We start from the raw sequence: 25,701 nt of genomic DNA on the forward strand, positions 1-25,701 counted from the left end.
ACTTAATGACAGGCGAGTTCGGAACATCATGGTAACAAGACTAATTTCCCGCGCGGGATTGCCGGTTGCGGCACTGGCTTTGACCGCATTGACCGCCTGTGAACCTCCCGAAGCGATTTTGCCCGGAGAACGTGAAGACATCCGTCCGGCGTCTGATCTGGAAACAGTGGAAAAGAGCGGCTCTCAGCCCATCAGCCTGCCAGCTCAAAAAGCGAATGCCAGCTGGCCGCAAAGCCCGGGGACGGCTGCTTTCCGAACCACGAACGCGGCACTGCGTGGCTCGCCACAGCGGGTCTGGTCTGTGTCGATCGGGCAGGGCGACTCGCGCAAGCAACGTATCACCGCCGAACCGGTGGTTGCGGGCGGGTTGATTTATACACTGGATGCGGGGGCGACGGTGTCAGCGGTCACGCCGCAGGGCCAGTTGGCTTGGGATACCGATCTGGTTCCGCCAAGTGACGGTGATGCAGACGCCACCGGTGGCGGCTTGGCCTATTCGAACGGCGTTCTCTACGTGTCGTCCGGGTTCGGGCGACTGACCGCATTGGATGCAAAAACGGGCGCCGTGCGGTGGCAGAAGCGATTGGACGCAACCGGAAGCGGCTCTCCGATGGTCAATGACGGGTTGTTGTACCTTGTCGCGGGGGACGAAACCGGGTGGACCATCAACACCAAGGACGGGCGTATCGCCTGGCAAATCGAAGGCACGCCCAGCGTCGGTAACGTTCTGGGCGCACCGGCACCGGTGATTGCCTCGGACCTGGCAGTGTTTGCATTCGGGTCCGGCGATGTTGCGGCCACCTTCCGCCGTGGGGGCATCCGTCGCTGGAATGCGTCGGTCGCAGGCGGGCGGCGGGGACGGGCCGCCGCGCAGATCGTTGACGTGACCGGCAGTCCGATGGTTGTCGGAAACACAATCTATATCGGCAACCATTCTGGCCGGACCGTTGCCTTTGACGCCGCCACCGGTGAACGCCGCTGGACCGCCGATGAAGGTGCGGTTGATACTGTCTGGCCTGCAGGCAACAGCATCTTCCTGATCAGTGACCGCAGTCAGCTGGTGCGCTTGAATGCGGCCGATGGCTCGGTCATCTGGGCGCAGGATCTGCCAAGCTTTGTCAAGGACAAGCGAGGCCGCCGCGGTCCGATCTTTGCACATTACGGTCCGATCCTGGCCGGAGGCCGTATTGTGATTGCGTCCAATGACGGGTATCTGCGCTTCTTCAATCCGGTTAACGGGGCACTGGTTCACCAGGTCGAAGTTCCCGGAGGTGCAACTACGGCTCCGGTTGTTGCCGGGCAAACGCTGTATGTCGTTTCCTCCAAGGGAGATCTACACGCTTTCCGTTGACGGCAAGATGCGCTAAAGGGCGCTTCTTGAGTCTTGAAAGTTGAGTATCATGTCGCTGACCCTCGCCATCGTGGGGCGCCCGAATGTGGGCAAATCCACCCTGTTCAACCGCCTTGTGGGCAAACGTCTGGCCCTGGTCGACGACCAGCCCGGCGTGACGCGCGACCTGCGCGAAGGCGAAGGGCGTCTGGGCGATCTGCGCTTTACCGTGATTGATACGGCGGGTCTTGAGGACGCGACGGATGACAGCCTTCAGGGGCGGATGCGCCGTCTGACGGAACGTGCCGTGGACATGGCTGATGTCTGCCTGTTCATGATCGACGCGCGCGTGGGTGTGACACCAACGGATGAAATGTTCGCAGAGATCCTACGCAAACGGTCCAAGCACGTGATACTTGCGGCCAACAAGGCCGAAGGCAATGCTGCGGATGCGGGTGTTCTGGAAGCTTACAACCTTGGTCTGGGTGAACCGGTCCGCTTGTCGGGCGAACATGGTGAAGGGATGACGGACCTTTATGCGCAGCTGATGCCTCTGGCAGACGCGGCAGAGGAAAAACAAGTCGAGGAAGCCCCGCAAACGGACATTGAACTGGACGAAGACGGTGAGGGCGAGACGCCGCTGATCACCGCAGCCAAGCCCTTGCAGGTTGCGGTGGTGGGGCGTCCAAATGCGGGCAAATCCACCTTGATCAACAAGATCATCGGCGAAGACCGTCTGTTGACGGGGCCAGAGGCCGGGATCACGCGTGACGCAATCAGCTTGCGAATCGACTGGGCTGACCCGGACGGCCAAAGCACGCCGATGCGGATCTTTGACACCGCAGGGATGCGCAAGAAAGCAAAAGTACAGGAAAAGCTGGAAAAGCTTTCCGTGTCCGACGGCCTGCGCGCGGTAAAATTTGCCGAGGTCGTCGTTGTGTTGCTGGACGCCGCGATCCCGTTTGAACAGCAAGATCTGCGGATTGCCGATTTGGCCGAGCGTGAAGGCCGGGCCGTTGTCGTCGCCGTCAACAAATGGGACATCGAAGACAACAAGCAGGAAAAGCTGCGCGAGTTGAAAGAGTCGTTTGACCGGCTGCTGCCGCAACTTCGCGGCGCGCCGCTGATCACGGTTTCCGCCAAGACGGGCCGGGGTTTGGAGCGTTTGCGCGACGCGATCCTGCGCGCCCATGACGTCTGGAACCGCCGGGTGCCGACTGCCGCTCTGAACCGCTGGCTGACGGCCATGCTGGAACAACACCCGCCGCCAGCCCCACAGGGACGCCGGATCAAACTGCGCTACATGACGCAGGCCAAGACCCGACCTCCGGGGTTTGTGGTGATGTGTTCGCATCCCGACAAAATGCCTGAAAGCTATACCCGTTACTTGGTGAACGGTTTACGGCAGGATTTCGACATGCCCGGAACACCGATCCGCCTGACGCTGCGCGGGCAGGGGGACAAGAACCCCTACAAGGGTCGGCGCAAGAAAAACGCGGGCGCATTGGCCAAGCATCTGAAGGGGCGCGGGTAAACTACGCACCAGAATCAGGGCTTTGATGACACAGGCGGACTGACTCAATCGTGCCCAAGTACGAATGCGCGGTTCGCTTCTGCGGCATTGGCGATACCCTCTGACGTCCCATTGCCCTGTTCAATGGCCGTCGCCAGTTCGGTCGCGGCTGAACCTGTCGTAAAGATCGATGCAATTCGCGTCCGACCTCCGAAAAGACCTTTGGAAGCGTCGGCATTGTCATAGGTCAGGTCAAATGTCGAAACCAAACTGACCGCCTCATCATTGGGTCGTTTGTTTTGATCGCGCGATATGGGCGGAACCAGCGTTGTCACGCGGCGCTGTACACCTGCATTGACCTCGACGGGCAGCGCCTTGGCGGGATCAGAGCGCAAGGCGATGTTCACACCGCTGCGTTCCCCATAGACCAAACTGCGATCCTGAATCGAGGTGCAGCCGACAAGGCCAAAGCCCCCGATTGCCAGGAGGATGATCCAAGAAAGTCTTGGGTTGTCAGCCATTGCCATTTCCTCCGGTCGATTGGTTGTCATTGCCCTGTTCATTGCCGGTGTCCTTGTCTTTTCCCTCTTTGTCTTCACCGCAGGTGACCAGTCTCGCGGCACCATCGGTTCGGTTTTTTGTTCCAAGCGTCTTTGCAAGTTTGTTTGCGGCGTCTCCGGTGGAAATGACGTCTGAGTATCGGGTCAAGAAAATGCTCTTGGTTTCCATCCGTGTGCAGCCGAATACGGCCATAGCCTCGCGATCTGTGCGCGATGTGCCGTCGGGACCGACCTTGCCTGGTTCAATCACGGGAACCACGGCAGCGAAATCTCTGTCATAACCGATCACAACCTAGCCTTGCTGCCGATTGGCGCTGACGGCGGCATTGATACCGACAACTGTATCATGCGCGACATTAAGCGTATCGCCACATCCCCAAACACTGCTTAACCCACAAAAAATAAATAATTTTTTCACGTCCCCGTCTCCTTCGTGCACAGAGTGTCATCCTGTTGATCTACGCTGGTTGCCGACAGGTCAGTCAGATCCAGATGCAGGCTGCGGGAGATTTCGGCGCCCTGTGGCACATCCACCAGAACAGCGGCCTGATGGCGGCCAAGGGTCAGGCCGCTCCATCTGCGGCCAAGGGCGATCTCCAGCCCTGTCGTGTCTGTCACGGATGCTGCAAGAGTTTGGTTTTTGATCAGTGCCTGACGGTCTGTCAGCCTTGCCGGGCCATCTTCGCAATTTCCGGCAAAAACCAGAACCTCGTGATAGATGCCCAAGCTGAAGATTGCCGTGCCGCGCATCGTAGCAACATGCAGCCCGCGACCGCGCAGCTCGTGCACAATTGCATTGCCAGTCACGATGGCGGCTGAAGATGAAGTGCCGAAACCGTTATAAGAGCACCCAGCAAGCGAGGCGCAGAACAATGGCGCCAATGGCAATATATTTCTCGAATAAGTCAATCAACATGCCTTAAAACACTGCTTCTTACTCTGACTGGAAGTTTCCCAAGCGTCAACTCAAAGGGAGGTTTCCGAATACTGCTGAAGTGTTTCGCGATATTGCGGGGCTGTTTTCCCGGGCGCTTCCTACTTGCCAGGGCGCGTTATTCGGCGCTGGTGATCGTCACGCAAGCGCGTAACTGCGCCAATTTTCAGCGTTTTCGCTCTGAGGGCGTGACAGCCCCTGTTCTGCGCGCTAGCATTCACGTGTGTGCATCTGTCAGCACATGCATTGCCTGCACGCGGTCAAGCCGCGCCTGGATTTTTAACAGATTAAAACAGGGCCATCGTGGGGAGCGGACTGGATGGATCTGAGAGAATACACAAGACACTACGCAGTTCAGGACAACAGATTGGCTGCACTGAGCTATTTTGGCACGTTCGCGGTGTATTTCGCATCGCTGTCTCTAGCGATCGTGTTCGTGGACCGCTGGTACATCATGATCCCGGCCGGGATCGTCTTCGCCTTTTCGGCGGTACGCCTTTATGTGCTGCAACATGATTGCGGGCACCATTCGCTGTTTGAAACGCGAATGCAGAACGAATGGGCAGGGCATGGTCTTTCGCCATTCACCTTTGCACCGTTCGAGGTGATGAAACAGAACCACAATCTGCACCACGCGGGGATCGGAAACCTCGAGCATCGTGAGACCGGTGAAATTCACACGATGACATTGCGGGAATGGCAGGACGCGGACTGGAAAACCCGTTTGTTTTACAGGTTGTATCGAAACCCTTTCATCCTGGTGCCGGTCGGTGCGCTGTTCACATATTTCATTCGCTATCGCTGGCCCAAGAACACTGTTCGTTTCGGTGTCGCAGGCGTCTTGCTGCACAATGCATCGATCATCGTATTTTTGGGCCTGTTGTACCTGGTGGCGGGCTTGACCGGTATTCTGGTCTGGCTGGTGTTTTCGTTTCTGGGCGGAATGCTGGGTGTGTTTCTCGTGTATCTGCAACACAATTTTGAAGATACCTATTGGGATCGCCGTCCTGACCTGAACCCGCAGACCGCAGCGTTGCATGGATCTTCCGCACTGGATTTCGGATGGTGGTTCGATACCGCCGTCGCCTGTATCACGTTACATGACATCCACCATTACAACGCGCGTATCCCATCGTACCGGTTGCGGGCCTGCCACTATAATCTGCCGCCTGAATTCACGCCTCGTCGGATCAAGTTCCCCGAGGCTGTAGCGGCTTTGAACCTCAAGCTTTGGGATGAGGATGCGAAACGCCTCGTGCCATTCCCGAAAAATGACCGAACCGCTGGGTTGGCGCATAGCTGATCCATTGGTTCCGAGAAGGCAAGTGCTGAACTTGCGGATATGCATATCCAGTGTATATGCGATGAGGCAGGGCGATGGAGAAAGGACCTTTGGATGACTGTAGTGACCGACGTAAAAGGTGTGGGAGAGGCGCTGAAAAAAGCCCTTGCAGCCAATGGCTTTAAGACCGCAGAAGCGATAGCGAAGGCGTCACCCGCAGATCTGGTCAAGGTTCCTCGGGTCGGTGAGAGCCGCGCCGCCCTATTGATCGAAGCCGCAAAAGCGGCAATAGCCGCAACGCTTGCCGCCGGTAAGTCTGGCGCGCGCAAGGCGCCGGCACGAAAGCCAGCGGCACGGAAACCAGCAACCGCAAAACCAGCCGCCCGAAAGCCGGCGACACGAAAAGCCGCCCCGCGCAAGACCGTGGCCGCTGTAGCGGCAGAAAAACGGGCGGAAGAAGCTGCACGCAAAGCGGCAGAAGAACAAGCGGCGGCCGAAAAAGCCGAAGCCGCAGCCAAGAAAAAGGCCAAGGCCAAGGCGAAAGCTGAAAAAGCCGCCAAGAAACGCAAAGAAATGGAAGCCGCGTTTTCCAAAGCCAAGGATAAGGTGAAAGCAAAGTCCAAGAAGGACAAAAAATCGAAAAAGGACGAAAAGAAAAAAGACGCCAAGAAGGGCAAAAAAGACGCCGAGAAAGGCAAGAAAAAAAGTGACAAGAAGAAAGATAGCAAGAAGGACAAGAAAAAGGCGAAGAAATAAATTCCTTCGCCCCGTCTTGCATTGTGAACCGGCGCCTCATGGTGCCGGTTTCGTTTTTCAGGCTAGTGTGCCGTCCAGTTGCAGGGTCAGTTTGCCGCCCAGATAGGGGCTTAGGACTTCGGGCAGGGTCACGGTGCCGTCCGCGTTCTGGCCATTTTCCAGCACGGCAATCAGGCAACGCCCAACAGCCAAACCTGAACCGTTCAGCGTATGGACGTATTCCGGCTTGCCGCCACCTTCGGGGCGGAACCTAGCGTTCATGCGGCGGGCCTGGAAATCACCGCATGTCGAAACCGAGCTGATCTCGCGATAGGTGTCCTGACCGGGTAACCAGGCCTCGATATCATAGGTGCGGCGGGCGCCAAAGCCCATGTCACCGGTACACAGGATGACAGTGCGGTAAGGAATGCCCAGCTTTTCCAGAATGCCCTCGGCGCAGCGCAGCATGCGCTTTTGTTCTTCATCCGATTTGTCCGGATGCGTGATCGAAACCATCTCGACCTTTTCGAACTGGTGCTGCCGCAACATCCCGCGGGTGTCTTTGCCCGCGGATCCGGCCTCGGACCGGAAGCACAGGGAATGCGCGGTGTAGCGGCGGGGCAGATAGCTTTCCTCGATCAAGCTGTCGTTTACGATATTGGTCAGCGACACTTCGGAGGTCGGGATAAGCCACCAGCCTTCGCGGGTCTGATAGCTGTCTTCGCCAAATTTCGGCAATTGGCCGGTGCCCTGCATCATCTCGGACAGAACCAGAACCGGGCCATTCACCTCGGTCAGCCCGTTTTCGGTGATATGCGTATCCAGCATGAACTGCGCCAAAGCGCGATGAATACGGGCGACGCCACCGGACAGCAGCACAAATCGCGAACCCGAGAGTTTGGCTGCGGTTTCGAAATCCATGCCGTGCTGAACGGCTTCGATCTCGAAGTGTTCCTTGGGCGCAAAATCCAGCTCAAGCGGTGTGCCCCAGCGGCTGATCTCGACATTGTCGTTTTCATCCACGCCATCCGGCACATCCTCGGCGGGCAGATTTGCGATCCGGATCAACTGATCCGTCAGCAGGGCATCCAGATCCTTGGCCTCGGTCTGCATCCGCGCGATTTCGGCTTTTTTCTCGGCAACCAGCGCGCGCAGGCGTTCGAATTCGGCTTCGTCGCCTCGAGCTTTGGCAGCCCCGACTTCCTTGGACGCCTTGTTCTGTTCGGCTTGCGCTGTTTCGGCCGCCAGAATCTTGGCGCGGCGGCTTTCGTCCAGCCTGAGCACATCTGACGACACCGGCGCGTCCCCACGGCGCGCTAAAGCGGCGTCGAAAGCGGCAGGGTTTTCGCGAATGGCGCGGATGTCGTGCATGTCTCAGATCCTTGAATGCGTGAATCACTGAAACCGCTTATGCACCATCTGTGGGGCAGGGTGTAGCGCCGGTTACGACTTATCCGCTTCCTCGTGCGATTCATGTGCCAGATGTCCATCCCATTCATCCGCCGGGATTTTTGGTTCTGGCGGATCAGCCATGTAAGATGGCGTCATGATCTGCACTTTGTTCTCGTTGAAAACGGCGACAATGTTGCGATGCAGGTCCGAGCGGATTTTGGGAATGATGCTGCCGCGGGTGGTGTAACCGTTGATCTGATAATTGATGGCGTAGTCGGCCAGCGCCGTCCACAGTACGAAAGGTTCAGGTTTGGCCTTGATGCCCTTGGTGCGGTTGGCCGCCTCGATCAGCATTGCTTCGACCTTTTCGGGCGGTTCTTCATATCCGATGCCAACCGTCGTGTGCAGCAGCAACCCACTGCCATCGGTTTTCTTCGAGAAATTCACAACATCCGAATTCATCAATTGAGCGTTCGGGATCGAAATCAGCTCGTTCTTGATGGATTTCAGATGCGTCTCCATCAGTTTGATTTGAACCACGTCGCCGATATGGTCCCCGATCTGAATGCGGTCGCCAATTGACGTGGAGCGGCGATAGATCACGAAAAGCCCCGCCAGCATGTTGGACACGACCGAGTTGGCACCCAGCGACAGCATGGCGCCGACCAGAATGGTCAGACCCTGGAAGGCGGCCGAATCCGAACCGGGAATGTAGGGAACGGCAAAGACGAGCGCGATCAGAATCACGATAACCCGAGCGATGTTGAACGTCGGATTGACCCAGTGTATTTCAAAATCGCCCATTTCGAACGAACCGGCTTCGACCGCGTCGAAGAACACGCGCATGCCCTTGATTATGTACAACGTGACCCATGCGATCAGGCTGAGCATAATCAGGTTTGGGATATAGCTGAGTATTCCCTTGAATATCAGCAGTACCGGTTCTGTCAGATAGGTCAGCAGCAGTTGCGCGAAATAGCGTGTTTCCGCAAAGGCCAGTAGAACGAAGGACAGGTAGTAGTAGAAGCCGAGAAAGAAGATGACCAACAGGGCAAAATTCAGCCCGTATCGGATCAGGGCGGCGATTGCTTCGGCCTGAACGCTTTTGGCCGTCGCCGTTTCGACATCCTTCAAATAACGCTTTACTAGTTTCAGAGTGCGCCGCCTGATCCGCCGGTGAAGCCAAAGGATAACCAGCACGAAGACGACAAAGCCTAAGGTCCATCCAGCGGCCTCAATCGCTCCGGATACCCGGGCTTGATCTGTACGGTTGGAGCGGTAGGCAAGGATGGCCTCTTCGATGGCCTGACCATGCAGTAAGCCGAGGACGTCCAGCTCCATCTGATCCAGTTCGGCGTCTGCAAGCGTCACGATCGATACGATTTCACCGTCGGCGCGAATGCGTATGCCTAGGTCGGTTTCTTCAAAGGTGATGTCGACGGTGGGGCTTTCAGAGGCTTCGGCCACCTCAATAATCTTGTTCTGCACGCTTTCGGCACGTTCCGGCGCGGGCAGAGCGCTGGAGCCGCGCAGGAAGAACAACATGTCGCCGTCCACGATGACGGGCGCCTTGAAACTTTCGGTTTCTTCCGCCTCGGGTTTGGTGGCTTCGGCAGGCAATTCCTGGGCCTTCACCGGCGCGGCCAGACACAGGATCAAGCTCAGCAAGGACAGCAAAAGCGTCAACGATTGGAATGGTTTGTATCTAGCTCTCATTGCCCCCCCTGATGTTCGACTATAGCCAATTTGAAATACCTGCATAGGACATATCTGCAACGATTTACCGGTTCGTGTGGCACCTTTCTCAGGTTGCGGCCGATCACATGACCACCTTTGCTTGCAAACACGCATTTCAAAGCATAGGTTCCGGCAAAATTTGCGGAACGGTGCCGCAAGATCTGAACAAAGGAATATCCCATGGAAGGTGGCGCAATCGCCCAGTTTCTCCCGCTTATCCTGATCTTTGCGATCATGTATTTCCTGTTGATCCGTCCGCAGCAGAAGAAAATGAAGGAACATCAGGCCATGGTCGATGCCGTGCGTCGGGGGGATCAGGTTGTCACCCAGGGCGGGCTGATCGGCAAAGTGTCGAAGGTCAAGGAAGGCGATAACGAGATCGAAGTCGAGATCGCCGAAGGTGTCAAAGTGCGTGTGGTCAAATCGACCATCGCCCAGGTTCTGAACAAAACCGAACCCGCGAAATAACACCACCTTACAAATCCTTGAAAAGGCAGGGTAATGCTGCACATTGATACCTGGAAGCGGGTTCTGATCTGGCTGGTCTGCGTGACTGGCCTGATCATGGCCCTGCCAAATGCGTTTTACACACGGGTCGAGCAATCAAACGACGCCAAAACCGCGATCGAGCTGGGCGTGGATACGCCCGAGTTGCAGGTCGAGGCGGGGCAATGGCCGAACTGGCTGCCCTCGTCGCTGGTCAATCTGGGCCTTGACCTGCGCGGCGGTGCACATCTGTTGGCCGAAGTTCAGGTGCAGGACGTCTACGAATCCCGGATGGAGGCGATGTGGCCAGATATCCGTGACGCCCTGCGCGATGAGCGCTCGACCGTCGGGACGGTCCGCCGTCAGGAATCGGCCCCAGATGAGATTCGCGTGCGCATCAGCCAGCCTGAGGGCATGGCGCGGGCACTGGAGGTCGTGCGCGGTCTTGCCCGTCAAGTGCAGACCCTGACCGGTGTCGGGGCAACGGATATCGAGGCACGTGCCGAAGGCGACACGATTGTCGTTCAGTTGTCCGATGCAGAAAAACTGGCCTCAGACGACCGCACAGTGCGTCAATCGTTGGAAATCATCCGCCGCCGGATCGACGAAGTGGGCACCCGAGAGCCGACCATTCAGCGTCAGGGTGCCGATCGTATCCTGATTCAGGTGCCTGGCATCGGCAGCGCGGGTGAGTTGAAAGAGATCATCGGTACGACGGCGCAACTGACCTTTAACCCGGTCGCCGGACGCGGCACCAATCCGGATGCCGTTGCAGGCATCGGCGAAGAAATTGTGCCGTCGATTGACGAAAGCGGTGTTTACTACACCATTGAATCCGCTCCGGTCGTTACCGGAGAGGAACTGGTCGATGCGCAGCCCGCATTCGACCAAAACGGTCGCCCTGCGGTCAATTTCCGGTTCAACACGTCTGGTGCGCGCAAATTCGGGGATTATACCCGCGACAATATCGGAGCCCCCTTTGCCATCGTTCTGGACGACGAGGTAATTTCGGCCCCCGTGATCCAAAGTCATATTCCGGGCGGTTCAGGCATCATCACCGGCAACTTTACGGTTGAGGAAAGCACCAATCTGGCCGTCCTGCTGCGAGCGGGCGCACTGCCTGCCGGCCTGGAATTCCTCGAAGAACGTACCATCGGACCCGAGTTGGGGCAGGACAGTATCGACGCGGGCAAAGTCGCCACAATCGTGGCCTTTGTGGCAGTACTGGTTTTCATGGCGCTCAGCTATGGTCTGTTCGGGATCTTCGCCAACATCGCGCTGATCATCAATGTGGGCCTGTTGTTCGGTCTGCTGTCCATGATCGGAGCAACCTTGACCCTGCCGGGTATCGCGGGGATCGTATTGACAGTCGGTATGGCGGTGGACGCCAACGTGCTGATTTTTGAACGTATCCGCGAGGAACTGAAATCCGCCAAAGGTCCGGCGCGCGCAATCGAACTGGGCTATGAAAAGGCGCTGTCTGCCATTCTGGATGCGAACGTGACCACATTCATCACCGCCGTGATCCTGTTTGCCATGGGCAGTGGCCCGGTGCGCGGCTTTGCAATCACTCTGGGCCTCGGCATTCTGACCTCGGTCTTCACCGCGATCTTCGTGACGCGCCTGATGGTCGTGATGTGGTTCGAACGCCGCCGTCCGAAAACGATCGAGGTTTGACATGAGACTGAAACTCGTACCCCAGAACACCTCGTTCGATTTCTTCAACCGCTGGAAGGTCTGGTTGGGCATTTCCGGCCTGATGATGGTGATTGCCTTCACCTCGTTCATGCTGCAAGGGCTGAATTTCGGTATTGATTTCCGCGGTGGCACGACGATCCGGACGCAAAGCGCGGTCGAGATCGATGTGGGCACATACCGAGATGCCATCGCCCCGCTGGAACTGGGCGATGTGACCATCACCGAGATTTTCGATCCAACCTTTGCGGATGACGAAAACGTCGCGATGATCCGCATCCAGGCGCAGGAAGATGCCGAGGCTGTCGAAGCAGCGACCATCACCGCCGTCGAGGACGCGTTGCAGCAGGTAATACCTGATATTCAGTTCGTCTCCGTAGAATCCGTCGGCCCCAAGGTCTCGGGCGAGTTGATCCAGACCGCCGTCATCGCGGTGGCTTTGGCGATTGGCGCGGTGCTTGTCTATATCTGGCTACGGTTCGAATGGCAGTTTGCGCTGGGGGCCGTGGCGGCACTGGTTCACGATGTGATCCTGACCATCGGCATCTTCTCGGAACTGCAAATCCGGTTTGATCTGGCCATTATCGCGGCCCTTCTGACCATCGTCGGTTATTCGCTGAACGATACCGTGGTCGTTTTCGACCGGGTGCGTGAAAATCTGCGGAAGTACAAAAAGAAAGACCTCAAAGAGGTGCTGAACATTTCGATCAACGAGACCCTCAGCCGGACCGTCATGACCTCGGTCACCACGTTGCTGGCGTTGATCTCACTTTATGTTCTGGGCGGCGATGTGATCCGCGGCTTCGTGTTCGCGATGATCTGGGGCGTGATCGTGGGCACTTATTCATCGGTCTTCGTCGCCTCGACCATCCTGTTGTGGCTGGGGGTCAAGCGCGACTGGTCCAAGCCGTCCAACACGGCGGGCAACCAGTTTGCCAATATTGATGCCTGAGGCGTTGCAACAGGCCTTGTCCCTGCCGGGGCTGGGTTGGTTGGTTCTTACCATCGGAGCCGCGGGACTTGTCCGCGGCTTCACTGGTTTTGGCACCGCGATGATCTTTGTTCCGGTGGCCACTCAATTTCTGCCGATTGCCGATGTCGTCTTTCTGATGGCAGCCACTGGGATCGTATCGACCTTTGCGCTGGCGCCGCAGGCATGGCGTGAATGCGACAAGACCGAAATCAGCACTTTGGGCGTTGCAGCGGCATTGACCGTGCCGCTTGGCCTTTGGGTCATGGCACAGGCCGACACGGTCGTTCTGCGCTGGATTGCCTGCGGTATCACCGGCGTGACCCTGTTGGCGATCGTCACTGGCTGGCGCTGGCAAGGACGGCTGGGTGTGCCCGGACGGATGGCCATCGGAGGCAGCGCAGGCGTGATCGGTGGCATGACCGGACTGACCGGCCCGGTCGTTATCGTATTCTATCTGGCCAGCTCTTCAGATGTGCGCAAGATTCGTGCCAACACGATCATCTTTCTGGCGTTGCTGGACGTGGCCATCGTCTTCAGCATCCTGATCGGAGGCGCTGCGGATCTGTCGATCCTTTGGATTGTCCTGCTGCTGGGCTTGCCCTATCTGACCACGACACTGATCGGCAAGGCTCTGTTCGATCCAAAGCTCGAACGGATCTATCGCACTGCGGCTTATTCGGTCATTCTGATAGCAGTCGTGTCCGGTTTGCCGATCCTGGATTGAAGGAGGGAAGGAATGCGCCTCAACCAAGTTACGTTTTCGGATGCCAAGCCGGTTGATGGCTACGGCCCCGGTTTTTTCCGCATTGGCGGTGATGTGTTCGAAGGCGCAGTTCTGACCGGCCCCGCAGGACCTGCCATCTGGGGCGGTTATGAAGATGCGCAACCACTTCTGGAACTGGCTGATGAAATTGACGTTCTGCTTGTCGGCACTGGCAAAGACATGGCCCACATTCCCCAGTCTTTGCGCACCCGGTTGGAGAGTGCCGGTGTCGGCGTCGAAATCATGAATTCTCCGGCTGCGTGCCGCACCTACAATGTCTTGCTCTCTGAAGGTCGCCGAATAGCGCTTGCTCTGATCCCGGTCTGACGGGATCCCTTCATCTGGCCGAAAATATCCCGGGGTGTGTGAGGGGCCGGCCCCTCACTCGGACCTCTTTGCTCAAAGCTCCCACAGCCGAACTGCGGCAAATCCCACCTTTTGCCTCTGATGACATTCCGATAAGCGGGTCTCATGACTCTGATTGTAACCGACCTGTCGATCACCCGTGGTGGCATTCCCGTCCTGGAACATCTCAGCTTTCAGCTGCCTCCGGGCAAAGCGCTGATTCTGCGCGGACCGAACGGGATCGGCAAAACGACCCTTCTGCGAACATTGGCCGGGTTGCAGCCGCCGCTGAAGGGGCAGATCCAGGGCGCAGAAGATCAGATTGCATATGCGTCCCATTCGGACGGGCTGAAACCGACGCTGACTGTATCCGAGAACCTGACGTTCTGGGCTTCTGTCTTTGGCACCAACGGCATCCAGACGGCGCTGGACGCGTTCCAGTTGAACGAGCTGTCGGATCGCCATGCGGGGTACCTGTCGGCCGGTCAGAAACGGCGGCTGGGGCTGGCACGCATGCTGGTCACCGGGCGGCCGATCTGGATGCTGGACGAGCCGACCGTTTCGCTGGACAGAAATGCGGTGCAAATGTTCGCCGATGCAGTCCGCGCGCATCTGGGGCAGGGTGGGTCAGCCCTGATCGCGACCCATATCGACCTTGGTCTGGATGGCGAGGTTCTGGACGTCGGCCCGAACAAGGCCAAACCCAAACCCATTGACGATTTCGACGGAGGTTTCCTGTGATCGCCCTTCTGCTGCGCGACCTGAAACTGGCCTTCCGAGCGGGTGGCGGGTTTGGTTTGGGATTGGCCTTTTTCCTGATCGTGACCGTGATGGTGCCGTTTGCAGTGGGGCCACAATCGTCACTGCTGACCACCATCGCGCCGGGTGTGCTCTGGCTGGGGGCGTTGCTGGCCTGCCTGCTGTCTCTTGACCGTCTTCTGGCGCTGGACTGGGAGGACGGATCGCTGGACCTGCTGGCCACGGCGCCGCTGCCGCTGGAATCAGTCGTGACCATTAAGGCGCTGGCCCACTGGCTGACCACAGGCCTGCCTTTGGTTCTGGCCGCACCTTTTCTGGGGGTCCTGCTGAACCTGCCTGCGCAGGGGTTCTTCTGGCTTGTCATCTCGCTGCTGATCGGCACCCCGGCCATGAGCGTGATCGGAACATTCGGTGCTGCCCTGACCGTCGGTCTCAAGCGCGGCGGGTTGCTGTTGTCGCTCTTGGTGCTGCCGCTTTACGTCCCCACCCTGATTTTCGGGGCCGAGGTCGCCCGGCGTGGGGCAACGGGGATGGACGTGCAGACGTCTTTGTTGATGCTGGCGGGGATCACGGCGGCCACCATCGCGTTGTTGCCCTTTGCCAGCGCGGCTGTGTTACGTATCAATCTGCGGTGAACCGCCCCAACTTTGACTGATGTCAATTGAGAATACCCCCAACTCGGACTAGATAGGGCCCATGTCGATAGCAGCCAAAGCCAATGCCCTCTGGGAATACGCCAACCCGCGCAAGTTTCTTGCGACCAGTGAACGTGTCCTGCCGTTTTTCTGGATCGTCTCGATCTTCTGCATCGTCGTCGGGCTGGTCTGGGGGTTCTTCTTCACGCCGGACGACTATAAACAAGGGTCGACGGTCAAGATCATCTATCTGCACGTCCCGGCGGCGCTGATGGCGATCAATTGCTGGCTGATGATGCTGGCAACTTCTCTGGTCTGGCTGGTTCGGCGTCATCATGTCAGCGCGCTGGCGGCACGGGCGGCTGCGCCGATCGGGATCGTGATGACCTTGATTGCGTTGCTGACCGGGGCGATCTGGGGACAGCCCATGTGGGGCACCTGGTGGGCGTGGGATCCGCGTCTGACGTCGTTTCTGATCCTGTTCCTGTTCTATCTTGGCTATGTTGCATTGTGGGAAGCCATCGAGGATCCGGACACTGCGGCGGACCTGACCTCGGTTCTGTGTCTGGTCGGATCCGTGTTCGCGCTGCTCAGCCGATATGCGGTCAACTTCTGGAACCAGGGCTTGCATCAGGGCGCATCGGTCATGCGCGCGGCAGCCGTGACCGGGGCCGATACGGAAGAGAAAGTCAGCAATATCTACTTCTATCCGCTGTTGCTGTGCATCATCGGATTTGTACTGCTGTTCATCGCTTTGGTGCTGTACCGCACCGGAACTGAAATCCGCGCGCGGCGCATCAAGGCGTTGCAGGCGCGGGAAAGGGTGGGCGGATGATCCCCGATCTTGGAAAATATGCTGACGCGGTTTTGTCGTCTTATGCCGTGTCCATCATACTGCTGGTGGCATTGATCGTGTTCAGCGTGATGCGAGGGCGAAAGGTACGCACTGAAATGGAAAAGATCGAACAAAGGATTTCGCGAAATGGCTAAGATATCGCCCCTGATGATCGCGCCGCCTTTGATTTTTGGCGCTTTCGCCGTGTTGGCCGGGATCGGTATGTTCCGTGAAGACCCCAATGCTTTGCCCTCTGCCCGCGAAGGCCAACCGGCTCCGCCCGTGGTTCTGAGCGAGTTCCCGGAAAAGAAGCTGTTTGATGATGCCACGCTGCGGGATGGAGAGGTCAAGCTGGTCAACTACTGGGCCAGCTGGTGCGCGCCATGCCGTGCCGAGCATCCCAATCTGGAGGCTCTGGCCGCCGAAGGCATCCCGGTCTATGGCGTCAACTACAAAGACCAGTTGGACAACGCCCAAGCCTTTTTGACCGAGCTTGGCGATCCCTACGCCGCGATTGGACGTGATGAGAAAGGTCGCATGGCATTGGATTGGGGCCTTTACGGCGTTCCCGAAACCTATGTGGTTGATGGCGACGGCACGATCATTTTGCGCTTTGCCGGCCCGATTACGCAGCGGGTGATTGAAAACACTCTGCGTCCGGCGTTGGAAAAGGCTGCGGGCGGTTGAGCAATTTGGAAAACGAGGTTTGAGCCACCTTACAAGCGATAGCCTCCGGTCACGCCCAGGACCTCTCCCGTTACGAATCCCGCCGCGTCCGAGGTCAGAAACCGAACGACCTTGGCGATGTCTTCCGGAGTTCCTATCCGGCCCAGCGCCGTTTCCCTGACGAATAGCGATGTCAGATCGTCAGGGCGGGGGGCTTCGGGGATGTTGATGGCACCCGGTGCAACCGCGTTGACGCGGATTCCGTCCGGGCCAAGCTCTTTTGCCATGGCGCGCGTCCAGAGGTTCAGCGCGGCTTTGCTTGCCCCGTAGGTCGCGGCGTCCCGCGGTGGCAATGTTGCGTTCATCGATGAGATGCTGACGATCGAAGCGCCGCGTTTCAGATGCGGCAATGCCGCAGCAAGCAACGCGGCGGGGGCCAGCACGTTGAGGTCAAGAATGGCGCGATGGTCCGCGGCCTGAAACTGTTGTTTCGGAGTGGAGCGAACAAGACCGGCATTGTTTACGATCACGTCCAGTCGCCCGAAGTGATCAATGACCTTTTCGACCACCCGGGTGGGTTGGTTGTCTTTTGTAAGGTCAGACTGAACCGCCAGAACGTCACCTTTCAGCAATTCTGAATCGGGTTGGCTGGCCAACCAGGTGAAGGCGACACGGTGATCACCGCGCAGGTCTTCGACTATTGCCCGCCCAATTCCACGGGCACCACCGGTTATCAGTGCTACTTTTTCCATGAACTCAGATGACCGGCAAAGCGCCCGGGATTCAACGTTGATTTTTGCGCTGCCGGAATGCGGTCACTTGCGCAGCAATATCCAGAGCATTGCCGCGATGAACGCGAAGGTGACAAGGTTCATCAATGTGTCCGTGAGATCACCGATCAGCATTGCGTTGGCCCTCCTCTCTGAGCCCGCGGAACAGGCACACCATCAGCAGGACCGAAATGAAGACAAAGGGCAATGCGCCAAGCGAGATGAGGATCTTCACCGAGTCCACGGATCCCGAAAGGATCATTGCAACGCTCAGCAGTCCCAGCAATCCCCCCCAGATCAGACGCACACGCGGCGGGGGGTTCTCGTCCCCGCCCGTCGAGAAGGTGCCCAGAACAAAGGCTGCGCTTACGACGCTGGTCACGATGAACAGAAAGGCGGCCAGTACCGTTGCAAGCGTGGTGATCACGGAAAGTGGAAGTCGGTCGAGCAGGGCGAAGGTCACGCGTTCGATATTTGTCTGCGTATAGGCCAGCAGTTCGCCCGCACCATTAAGTGCCTCGAACAGGCCAATGCCACCAAAGGCACCGAACCAGAGGATTGAAAACAGCGTGGGGGCGAACAGGACGCCGACCACGAATTCCCGTATCGTGCGACCGCGAGAGATACGCGCGACAAAGACGCCCACGAACGGGCCCCAGGCAATCCACCAGACCATGTAGGTAAGGGTCCAGTCGCTGAACCATCTGGTGACGTCATCGCCGAAGAACGTGAAGGTCTGAAATCCCCTGGGGATGACATTGGTGACATAGTCGCCGAACCCCTGAACGACGGTATTCAGAAGGTATTCGGTGGGGCCAAGGACCACCGTGTAGGCAACAAGGCCGATTGCGATCAGCATGGCGGCATTGGACAGGCGCGCCATGCCTTGGCCCAGATCGATCAAGAGTGCCGGGATATACGCAGCAACCATTGCCAGAAACACGACACCAATCAAAAGGGCGCCGACCGTTTCCCGACCGCCCAGCACTGCGATGCCGTCTGCCACCTGAAACACGCCCATGGCCATGGAGCCACCGACACCAATGGCAATGGCGATGATCGCCATGAAGTCCGAAAGCCACCCGACACGTTCAGCCCAGCGTTTGCCGGGAAACAGGTTTTTGATCGGCGCACTGACCATCATCCCCGTACCGCGCCGAAAGCTGAAATAGGCAATGGTCAGCGCGGTGGAGCCATAAATCGCCCAGGCATGCAGCCCCCAATGGAAATTTGTCGCCAGCATCGCCTGCTGCGCCGCGATGAAATCCGGCGCCATGCCGGAGATGAAGTTGAAATGGGTCAGCGGTTCCGCCACCGCCCAAAACAACAGGCCGACGCCCATACCGGCGGAGAACAGCATTGAAATCCATGTGGGGGTGGAAAACTCTGGCTCCTCGTCATCCCGGCCAAGGCGAATATTTCCATAGGGTGAAAACGCCAGAAACAGGCATCCGATCAACATACCCGAAGCGGCGAGCATCACGAACCAGCCGCGGCTGTGGAAGGTCTGCTGGACGACGCCGCTTGCCCAGGTCACCAGACTTTGAATGTCCACGACACCCCATATCCCGATCACGGCAATTACGCTGAGCGAACATACCAGCAGGGCGTTGGGTTTCTTCATGGCGAATGGTTTTCCGTTGACGACCTTGCCCAACAGTTTCAGGTTTTCGAATAAATGACCAGAAAACAAAAAACCCCCGGCGGGTGGCCGGGGGTTTGAATTGCACGCTTTGGTATCGGTTATGATGCCTTCGCAAGATTGCGCAGGACGTAATGCAACACGCCACCGTTTTCGATATATTCAATCTCGGGCGCGGTATCGATACGGCATTTCAGGGTGATGGTCTTTTCGGTTCCATCGCCATAAACGATGGTGCACGGGACTTCCTGTAGCGGCTCGATCGTATCCAGCCCGTGAATCGAAACGGTTTCATCCCCTTTCAGCCCCAGGGTTTTGCGGGTGTCGCCACCTGTAAACTCGAACGGAATGACCCCCATGCCAACAAGGTTTGAACGGTGGATACGCTCAAAGCTCTCGGCGATAACGGCCTTGACGCCCAGCAGCGCCGTGCCCTTGGCCGCCCAGTCGCGGCTTGAGCCCGCGCCATATTGCTCGCCACCGAATACCACCAGCGGGGTGCCGTTCGCCTGATAGGCCATCGAGGCGTCATAAATTGACGTCTGTTCACCGTCCGGGCCTTTGGTGTAACCGCCTTCGACGCCGTCCAGCATCTCGTTCTTGATGCGGATGTTGGCGAAAGTTCCGCGCATCATCACCTCGTGGTTGCCGCGGCGTGAACCATATGAATTGAATTCACGCGGCTGAACCTGACGTTCGATCAGGTACTGGCCTGCGGGCGAGGTCGTCGCGAATGACCCAGCAGGTGAGATGTGGTCGGTCGTGACCATGTCACCCAGAATGGCCAGAACCTTGGCGCCTTCGATGTTGGAAATCGTGCCCGGTTCGGGGCCCATGCCCTGGAAATAGGGCGGGTTCTGGATATAGGTCGATGTCGGCGGCCAGTCATAGGTTTCCGCATCGGTGGTTTCGACCGACTGCCATTTCTCGTCCCCTTTGAAGACGTCGGCGTATTTCGACTGGAACGCTTCGCGCGTGACAGTCTGTTCGACCAGTTCCGCGACCTCCTGCTGCGTTGGCCAGAGGTCTTTCATATAGACGTCGTTGCCGTCCTTGTCCTGACCGATCGGTTCGGATGTCAGGTCAATGTCCATGGTGCCTGCCAGGGCGTACACGACGACCAGAGGCGGCGAAGCCAGATAGTTTGCGCGCACGTCGGGCGAGATGCGGCCTTCGAAGTTGCGGTTGCCGGACAAGACCGAAGTGGCGACCAGATCGCCTTCCGCAATGGCCTCCGAGATTTCTTTCTGAATCGGCCCCGAGTTGCCGATACATGTGGTGCAGCCGTATCCGACGAGGTTGAAGCCGATCTTGTCCAGATCCTCCTGAAGGCCCGCGGCCTCGAGGTAAGCGGACACAACCTGCGACCCCGGTGCCAGTGAGGTTTTGACCCAAGGCTTGCGATCCAGCCCCAGCGCGGCTGCCTTACGCGCCACGAGGCCCGCTCCGATCATCACGTAAGGGTTCGACGTGTTGGTGCAGGACGTGATCGAGGCGATCACGACCTTGCCCGATTCCATGCCATAGTTTTCGCCTTTGACCTCGACCTGTTTGCCCATCGGGCGATTGAAGGTCTCGGCCATTTCCTTGGCGAATGCGGCCTTGGCGTCAGTCAGCGCAACATAATCCTGCGGGCGTTTGGGCCCCGAGATTGCCGGAACAATCGTGCCCATATCCAGGGTCAGGGTGTCGGTGTAGATCGGCGCATAGTTTTCATCGCGCCAGAAACCGTTTTCCTTGGCGTAGGCTTCAACCAGCGCGATGCGATCCTCGTCGCGGCCGGTGTTGCGCATGTAGCGCAGCGTTTCGCCGTCAATCGGGAAAAAGCCGCATGTCGCGCCGTATTCCGGGGCCATGTTGGCGATGGTCGCACGGTCGGCCAGCGGCAGACGATCCAGGCCTTCGCCGTAGAATTCGACGAACTTGCCGACAACGCCTTTTTCGCGCAGCATTTCCACGACCTTCAGAACCAGGTCGGTGCCGGTGGTGCCTTCGACCAGATCACCGGTCAGCTCAAAGCCCACGACCTCGGGGATCAGCATCGAGATCGGTTGACCCAGCATCGCGGCCTCGGCCTCGATCCCGCCGACACCCCAGCCCAGCACGGCCATGCCGTTGACCATGGTGGTGTGACTGTCGGTGCCGACCAGCGTGTCGGGATAGGCGACTTCTTCACCGTTCTGGTCGGTGTCGGTCCAGACGGTCTGGGCCAAATATTCAAGGTTCACCTGGTGGCAGATGCCGGTGCCGGGGGGGACAACGCGGAAGTTGTTGAATGCACCCTGACCCCATTTCAGGAACTGGTACCGTTCCATGTTGCGTTCGTATTCACGGTCCACATTCATCTGGAACGCGCGCGGGTTGCCGAATTCGTCGATCATCACCGAATGGTCGATGACCAGATCGACAGGGTTCAGCGGGTTGATCTTTTGCGCGTCGCCGCCCAACGCCTTGATGCCGTCCCGCATCGCGGCCAGATCCACCACGGCGGGAACGCCGGTGAAATCCTGCATCAGTACCCGGGCAGGGCGATAGGCGATTTCACGAGGGTTTTTGCCACCGTTGGCGCCCCATTCGGCAAAAGCCTTGATGTCATCGACCGAGACCGAAAACCCGTCATCCTCGAACCGCAACATGTTTTCCAGAACCACCTTGAGTGCGGCAGGCAGTTTCGAGAAATCGCCCAGACCGGCCTCTTGCGCGGCAGGGATCGAATAATAGGAAATGGATTTACCATTCACGCTCAGACTGCGGCGCGTTTTGGCGTTATCCTGTCCGACTTTGATGGGCATCTGTGGCCTCCCTCTCAAATGACTTGGATATTGGGATTTGCTGAGTGTTATCTGCATCACCAAGCCCCCGTGTTCAAGGCTGAACACGCGCCGAGAGGGAAATTTGTATACTATTGTACACTTTTTCGCGGAGGGAATGCGTCAAAGCCTCAAGAAACCTTGATTGGCTGTTGAGTGTCAAAGCAGCTATCCCTGAGATCCAACCGCTCAACCCGAGAGTTCTCATGTTCAGATCCATTGCCTTGACCGCCGTGTTTTCCTGCCTTGTGGCGGTACAGGTCGCGGCCGAGGAAGACCCGGTTGTGGTTGAGCTGTTCACGTCTCAGGGGTGTTCATCCTGCCCGCCGGCAGATCGGATCATGCATGATCTGGCCAAGCGCGACGACGTCATAGGGCTGGCTTTGCATGTCGATTACTGGGACTATATCGGGTGGAAGGACGAATACGCAGACCCCGATCATACGCTCCGGCAGCGGGCTTATGCCCGCGAGGGGGCGCGTTCCATGATCTACACCCCGCAGATGGTGATCAACGGGCAGCACGACATCGTCGGAGCGCAATCCCGTGAACTTGATCGATTGATCGAAGCGCATCTGAAAGCAGCGCCCGAAGCGCTTGTGACGGCCGTGCGCTCAGCCGATGAAGTGACAGTGGATGTGACGCCCGTCGAGTTGCCGAAAGGCGATACCTATGACGTGCATGTGGTTCAGTATTCGCCCATGCGGCACGCTTCGATCCGTCGCGGAGAGCTGGCCGGGCACGAGCTGGACTATGCCAATGTAGTTGAGGCCTGGCAGATTGCAGGGCAGTGGGATGGAACTGCGCCGCAATCATTCACGGTTCAGCTTGGTTTGGACCTGCCGGCTGTCGTTCTGGTTCAAAGGGCCGGGGAAGGGCCGATTGTTGCCGCCACCCGGGTCAGGTGATCAGGGCATCTCTTCCGGCTTGATGCCCAACCCGTTCCAGTGTTTCCAGCGGCGGTGAATCCAGAACCATTGCCCCATATGCTGCCGCACCATCTTTTCCAGATCGTCATTGGTGAACTGGGTCATGGTTTTTGGGTCGGTGTGCGGAACCGGTTCGTGCAGAACGATCTCAAAATCAAGACCGTTGGGCTGACGTACCGCGTAACACGGAATCAGCTCGGCATTGTACTTGATGGCCAACTCGGCGTTCAGCACGGATGTCACTGCGGGTTTACCGAAAAACATCAATTCTTCACCGCCCATTGCGTGAAGATCTGAAACGATGGCAATGATCCCACCCTTTTTCAAGGAGCGCACCATCTCGACCATACCGCGCCGCCCCTGTTCGAACATCGGGGCGCCTGTCTTGTAGAAAGCTTCGACATAAGCGTCGTTGAAATACGGGTTGGCCATCCGCCGATACAGGCAGCCGATGGGCTGACCGCTGTATGTCTGCAAGGCGATGCGCGCTGCAAGGTAGTGACCGAAATGCGCCGTAATCATCATGACCGGACGCCCCTCGGCAACAGCCGCGTCAAATGCAGCGATACCTGGCCCAGAAATCTTGGCCTTGCTCTGCCGTTCGATAAAGTCTTCCGGAGAAAAATGTTCCATGATCGCACGACCGGCATTGTCCGGCACATCGCGGCAGATCTGCCTGACTTCGGCTTCAGGCAAGTCCGGGCAAGTCAGCTTCAGATTCCGACGGACACGTTTGCGAAACCCGACAACAGGTGCCAGAAACCGCACGATAGCCCCCATCGTTGCAATACGCCGCTCATAGGGAAGCATGCGCATAACGCGGATGACCCCCTGAAGAAACAGGTTGGCGACATAGTATTTCCCAAGCTCAAACCGGCTGAGCTCCGACTTTTCAACGGGCATGGAGGTGTCTCACCGCGTGTTGCGAATTGCTGAGAAAGACATACAGCCCGATGCCTGCAAGCTCAAGCGCTCAGACGGGCGGAAAACCTGAACCCGCAGCAGGTGGCCGGATCGCGCAATACCCGCGGGTTCGCGGGGTCAGGCTGCATCTTCCTCGTCATTGTTTTCGATCAGAACAATGGAACCGGCATCGACCAGAACGCGAATGGCGGCCACCACCTGTGTCATGGCATCTTCGGCTTCCGATTGTTTGACGCGCCCACGTTCGGCCATTTCCTCGCGCAGATTGTCGGCCATGCGGGACGAAATGTTTGACAGAATGAATTCAACGGATGCCTTGTCATCATCCGCGGCGGCACCTGCCAGTGCGGTGACAAGAACCGGCTGTTCCACTTCACGCAGGATGGCGGGAACATCGCGGGCCGTGATACGGCTTGGGATATGGGCAAAGGTAAAGATCGACTGGCGTACCAGATCCGCAAATTCGGCGTCGTCCTCGTCCAATGCGTTCAACAAGTCATCGCGTGTCGTGGCCGCCGACTGGTTCAGGATCGCGCCCACGCGTGCGCCCGGACCATTGTCGAAAGCCTGAGCAGGCCGCTGATCCAGTTGCGCGGCCAGCGACCAGCCAATACGTTCAACCGCTTCGGGGGTGACATTTGTTGTTTTCGAGATGGCATAGGTAATGCGCCGCGCAACCGGGCCCGGCATATGGGCCAGCATCTGCGCCGCCTGTGCGGTATCCATCTTTGAAAGCATGACAGCCGCCACCTCGGTGCTTTCCGCCTGAGCCATTTTGGCAAGATCCTCAACGGGTACGTCACGCAGGCGTTGCCATGGGTCGCCGATCTGGCGCACCCCGGCTAGCTTGCGCAGGCGCGCGGCCGTCGATGGTGCGATCTTTCCGTTCACCGCATCCAATGCACCTGCAAGCCCATGTGGAAAAGCCAGCCCGACATTGTCCAGAGCGTCGCTGAATTCCCGGGCCACTGCGCCCAGGGTTACACGATCCACAAGGCCCATTTGCCCAAGTTGATGGGTCAATGTCTCTTGCAGGTCGTCAGGCAGTTCCTCAAGTGGAATATCGGCGCCCTCGTTCAACAGAAGGCGCACGACAACGGCCGCTTTTTGCTGACCGGTCAACGTGCGCGGAACAACTTGCGGCGCGTGTTCATCCCCCGCGGCAATTGGGGCAGCCCCCCCATTTGCCATTTGTATCAAAGCGTTTGTGTCCTGCATCTGCCCGTAGTGCCAAATTTTCCGAACCACGGGCAGATTAACGGGAGTCGGGTTAAATAACCCTGAAGCTCAGTAGCTGTAGGTAAACCCTGTACGGATAGCCTCGCGCAGAGACTTCTCGGCCCAGGTCCCTTCGCCGCCGCGGGCTTTGATCTCACGCCATTGCTCGATTGCCAGATCGGTTTTTCCTTCGGTTACAAAGCCTTGCGCCATGTAGCTGCGCGCCAGAAGATTGTCGGGATTGGCATTGATGGCATTCTGGTAAAAGACGTTCGCCAGCTCCAGCTCGCCCATCTTGCGGTAGGTAAAGCCCCAATAGGTCTGCACACGGTCGTCGTCCTGATCCATGATCCGCAGGATATCCTGCGCGTGCCCGTATTGCCCGTCATAGGCCAGTTCGCGGACGGCGTCGTAAAGCTGATCTTCCGACAGGTTGGTTTTGTTGGGTTTGACGCACCGGCCTCTGGCTTCGTCATAGACCCGACCGAACAAACATTTCTTGGTCGTATTCGTCGGTTTCGGCGGGCTGCTGCTGTCGCCGCCTGCGGCGTGGACCACCGGGGCAAAGGCGAAGGCCTGCAAAGCGAGGGCTGAAGCTAACAAAAGGCGCATATTCTTACTCCGTTCTCGGGGCTGCTCACAAAATCATAGTGCGATCTACAAAAAAGCTAACAGTGGAACGGTTGCTTTTATTCACAAGTCGGACAGAAATTCGTCAGCTGTTGACCGATTTCGTGCAGCTTTGCGTTTCAGTGTCCCAGGTTGTGC

General features: G+C 58.0%; 27 protein-coding genes and 1 pseudogene. 16 read left to right on the plus strand and 12 right to left on the minus strand.

Annotated elements, in window-relative coordinates:
• Positions 1–28 precede the first annotated feature (28 nt).
• Positions 29–1,351: a PQQ-like beta-propeller repeat protein gene (locus tag ACR0LI_RS03180; RefSeq protein WP_171723020.1), complete on the plus strand. Its 1,323-nt coding sequence runs from the start codon at positions 29–31 to the stop codon at positions 1,349–1,351.
• A gap of 49 nt (positions 1,352–1,400) precedes the next feature.
• Complete coding sequence (gene der, locus ACR0LI_RS03185; protein WP_171631375.1) at positions 1,401–2,864, plus strand: ribosome biogenesis GTPase Der; 1,464 nt, start codon at positions 1,401–1,403, stop codon at positions 2,862–2,864.
• A 44-nt stretch (positions 2,865–2,908) separates the two neighbouring features.
• On the opposite strand, the gene ACR0LI_RS03190 is transcribed toward der, so the two are convergent.
• The 4 genes from ACR0LI_RS03190 to ACR0LI_RS03205 form a co-directional block, all read right to left on the minus strand.
• Positions 2,909–3,364 carry a hypothetical protein gene (locus ACR0LI_RS03190; protein ID WP_171631377.1) on the minus strand — a complete coding sequence of 152 codons (456 nt, stop codon included), beginning with the start codon at positions 3,362–3,364 and terminating at the stop codon, positions 2,909–2,911.
• Complete coding sequence (locus tag ACR0LI_RS03195; RefSeq protein WP_480717997.1) at positions 3,357–3,551, minus strand: hypothetical protein; 195 nt, start codon at positions 3,549–3,551, stop codon at positions 3,357–3,359. The genes ACR0LI_RS03190 and ACR0LI_RS03195 overlap by 8 nt, the downstream gene beginning before the upstream one ends.
• Before the next feature lie 144 nt (positions 3,552–3,695).
• Positions 3,696–3,821: a hypothetical protein gene (locus ACR0LI_RS03200; protein WP_480717998.1), complete on the minus strand. Its 126-nt coding sequence runs from the start codon at positions 3,819–3,821 to the stop codon at positions 3,696–3,698.
• On the minus strand, positions 3,818–4,210 hold the full coding sequence (locus ACR0LI_RS03205; protein WP_171723023.1) for a hypothetical protein: 393 nt from the start codon (positions 4,208–4,210) through the stop codon (positions 3,818–3,820). Before ACR0LI_RS03205 ends, ACR0LI_RS03200 begins: the two co-directional genes overlap by 4 nt.
• A gap of 446 nt (positions 4,211–4,656) precedes the next feature.
• On the opposite strand from ACR0LI_RS03205, the gene ACR0LI_RS03210 reads away from it, so the two are divergent.
• The 3 genes and pseudogenes from ACR0LI_RS03210 to ACR0LI_RS03220 all read left to right on the plus strand — a co-directional run bounded on the left by ACR0LI_RS03210 (position 4,657) and on the right by ACR0LI_RS03220 (position 6,375).
• Entirely contained in the window at positions 4,657–5,640 is a 984-nt protein-coding gene (locus ACR0LI_RS03210) for a fatty acid desaturase (protein WP_171631384.1), read from the plus strand.
• A 93-nt stretch (positions 5,641–5,733) separates the two neighbouring features.
• Positions 5,734–5,889: pseudogene (locus ACR0LI_RS03215) on the plus strand (helix-hairpin-helix domain-containing protein); the annotation flags it as partial.
• 153 nt (positions 5,890–6,042) lie between these two features.
• Entirely contained in the window at positions 6,043–6,375 is a 333-nt protein-coding gene (locus tag ACR0LI_RS03220; protein ID WP_254705383.1) for a hypothetical protein, read from the plus strand.
• Positions 6,376–6,432: 57 nt separating this feature from the next.
• On the opposite strand, the gene serS is transcribed toward ACR0LI_RS03220, so the two are convergent.
• Both serS and ACR0LI_RS03230 read right to left on the minus strand, forming a co-directional pair.
• A complete protein-coding gene (serS, locus tag ACR0LI_RS03225; RefSeq protein WP_209832713.1) occupies positions 6,433–7,725 on the minus strand; it encodes a serine--tRNA ligase in 1,293 nt (430 codons plus the stop codon).
• 72 nt (positions 7,726–7,797) lie between these two features.
• Complete coding sequence (locus ACR0LI_RS03230; protein ID WP_480717999.1) at positions 7,798–9,462, minus strand: mechanosensitive ion channel family protein; 1,665 nt, start codon at positions 9,460–9,462, stop codon at positions 7,798–7,800.
• Between the two features lie 201 nt (positions 9,463–9,663).
• On the opposite strand from ACR0LI_RS03230, the gene yajC reads away from it, so the two are divergent.
• The 10 genes from yajC (at position 9,664) to ACR0LI_RS03280 (ending at position 16,661) form a co-directional block, all read left to right on the plus strand.
• Entirely contained in the window at positions 9,664–9,951 is a 288-nt protein-coding gene (yajC, locus tag ACR0LI_RS03235; protein ID WP_117868574.1) for a preprotein translocase subunit YajC, read from the plus strand.
• A gap of 33 nt (positions 9,952–9,984) precedes the next feature.
• Positions 9,985–11,646, plus strand: coding sequence for a protein translocase subunit SecD (secD, locus tag ACR0LI_RS03240; protein ID WP_480718000.1), 1,662 nt, complete (start codon positions 9,985–9,987; stop codon positions 11,644–11,646).
• A gap of 1 nt (position 11,647) precedes the next feature.
• Positions 11,648–12,616 (plus strand): protein translocase subunit SecF, encoded by a 969-nt coding sequence (gene secF / locus ACR0LI_RS03245; protein ID WP_171115306.1) that lies wholly within the window; start codon positions 11,648–11,650, stop codon positions 12,614–12,616.
• The gene (locus tag ACR0LI_RS03250) at positions 12,597–13,361 is read left to right on the plus strand and encodes a sulfite exporter TauE/SafE family protein (protein ID WP_371732213.1); all 765 of its coding nucleotides are present in this window, start codon (positions 12,597–12,599) and stop codon (positions 13,359–13,361) included. The genes secF and ACR0LI_RS03250 overlap by 20 nt, the downstream gene beginning before the upstream one ends.
• Positions 13,362–13,373: 12 nt before the next feature.
• A complete protein-coding gene (locus ACR0LI_RS03255; protein ID WP_171631397.1) occupies positions 13,374–13,727 on the plus strand; it encodes an Mth938-like domain-containing protein in 354 nt (117 codons plus the stop codon).
• A gap of 144 nt (positions 13,728–13,871) precedes the next feature.
• Positions 13,872–14,486 carry a heme ABC exporter ATP-binding protein CcmA gene (ccmA, locus tag ACR0LI_RS03260; RefSeq protein ID WP_171723029.1) on the plus strand — a complete coding sequence of 205 codons (615 nt, stop codon included), beginning with the start codon at positions 13,872–13,874 and terminating at the stop codon, positions 14,484–14,486.
• Positions 14,483–15,139 (plus strand): heme exporter protein CcmB, encoded by a 657-nt coding sequence (ccmB, locus tag ACR0LI_RS03265; RefSeq protein ID WP_171631417.1) that lies wholly within the window; start codon positions 14,483–14,485, stop codon positions 15,137–15,139. The genes ccmA and ccmB overlap by 4 nt, the downstream gene beginning before the upstream one ends.
• 61 nt (positions 15,140–15,200) lie before the next feature.
• Positions 15,201–15,974, plus strand: a complete 774-nt coding sequence (locus ACR0LI_RS03270) for a heme ABC transporter permease (RefSeq protein ID WP_152458361.1) — start codon at positions 15,201–15,203, stop codon at positions 15,972–15,974.
• Entirely contained in the window at positions 15,971–16,129 is a 159-nt protein-coding gene (gene ccmD / locus ACR0LI_RS03275) for a heme exporter protein CcmD (RefSeq protein ID WP_209832714.1), read from the plus strand. Before ACR0LI_RS03270 ends, ccmD begins: the two co-directional genes overlap by 4 nt.
• Positions 16,122–16,661: a DsbE family thiol:disulfide interchange protein gene (locus tag ACR0LI_RS03280; protein WP_171631422.1), complete on the plus strand. Its 540-nt coding sequence runs from the start codon at positions 16,122–16,124 to the stop codon at positions 16,659–16,661. Before ccmD ends, ACR0LI_RS03280 begins: the two co-directional genes overlap by 8 nt.
• A 29-nt stretch (positions 16,662–16,690) precedes the next feature.
• Here ACR0LI_RS03280 and ACR0LI_RS03285 read toward each other — a convergent pair whose 3' ends face one another.
• From ACR0LI_RS03285 to acnA, 3 genes are all read right to left on the minus strand, one after another.
• Positions 16,691–17,392 carry an SDR family NAD(P)-dependent oxidoreductase gene (locus ACR0LI_RS03285; RefSeq protein ID WP_480718001.1) on the minus strand — a complete coding sequence of 234 codons (702 nt, stop codon included), beginning with the start codon at positions 17,390–17,392 and terminating at the stop codon, positions 16,691–16,693.
• A 139-nt stretch (positions 17,393–17,531) separates the two neighbouring features.
• The gene (locus ACR0LI_RS03290) at positions 17,532–19,034 is read right to left on the minus strand and encodes a BCCT family transporter (RefSeq protein WP_480718002.1); all 1,503 of its coding nucleotides are present in this window, start codon (positions 19,032–19,034) and stop codon (positions 17,532–17,534) included.
• 119 nt (positions 19,035–19,153) lie between these two features.
• Entirely contained in the window at positions 19,154–21,844 is a 2,691-nt protein-coding gene (acnA, locus tag ACR0LI_RS03295) for an aconitate hydratase AcnA (protein ID WP_209832720.1), read from the minus strand.
• Between the two features lie 224 nt (positions 21,845–22,068).
• Here acnA and ACR0LI_RS03300 point away from each other — a divergent pair, with 224 nt between their 5' ends.
• Positions 22,069–22,770 (plus strand): DUF1223 domain-containing protein, encoded by a 702-nt coding sequence (locus ACR0LI_RS03300; protein ID WP_480490483.1) that lies wholly within the window; start codon positions 22,069–22,071, stop codon positions 22,768–22,770.
• Here ACR0LI_RS03300 and ACR0LI_RS03305 read toward each other — a convergent pair whose 3' ends face one another.
• From ACR0LI_RS03305 to ACR0LI_RS03315, 3 genes are all read right to left on the minus strand, one after another.
• Entirely contained in the window at positions 22,771–23,694 is a 924-nt protein-coding gene (locus tag ACR0LI_RS03305; protein ID WP_171631433.1) for a lysophospholipid acyltransferase family protein, read from the minus strand.
• Between the two features lie 138 nt (positions 23,695–23,832).
• Positions 23,833–24,906: a flagellar motor switch protein FliG gene (locus ACR0LI_RS03310; RefSeq protein WP_480718339.1), complete on the minus strand. Its 1,074-nt coding sequence runs from the start codon at positions 24,904–24,906 to the stop codon at positions 23,833–23,835.
• 96 nt (positions 24,907–25,002) lie between these two features.
• Positions 25,003–25,545: a tetratricopeptide repeat protein gene (locus ACR0LI_RS03315; protein ID WP_480718003.1), complete on the minus strand. Its 543-nt coding sequence runs from the start codon at positions 25,543–25,545 to the stop codon at positions 25,003–25,005.
• Positions 25,546–25,701: the final 156 nt, after the last annotated feature.

The organism is Ruegeria sp. CL7 (genome assembly GCF_056536445.1).